Annotated in this window: 1 protein-coding gene; it reads left to right on the forward strand. The window is 65.5% G+C overall.

Going from position 1 to position 258, the window contains the following annotated elements; genetic code table 11:
• On the forward strand, positions 1-258 hold a 258-nt coding region (locus SB771_RS35555), incomplete at both ends, for a LysE family translocator (protein ID WP_410722113.1).

Below are 258 nucleotides of genomic sequence, written 5' to 3' on the forward strand. Positions count from 1 at the left end.
CAACGCGCCGTGGCTCTACGAAGTGGTGCGCTACGGCGGCGCGATCTATCTGGCGTGGGTTGCCGTGCAGATTTTCCGCTCACCCATGTTCGCGCTGCCGTCGAGCGGCGTGCAGACAGACGAGGACGGCGCGTTGCGGACGGCGTTTGTCAAAGGGCTGTTCACGAATCTGCTGAACCCGAAGGCGCTGCTGTTCTGTTCGGGGCTGTTGCCGCAATTCGTGCGTCCGGGGGCGGGGCCCGTCGCGTGGCAGATGGT

It is taken from the genome of Burkholderia sp. SIMBA_051, from assembly GCF_046534915.1.
Lineage (GTDB): Bacteria > Pseudomonadota > Gammaproteobacteria > Burkholderiales > Burkholderiaceae > Burkholderia > Burkholderia ambifaria.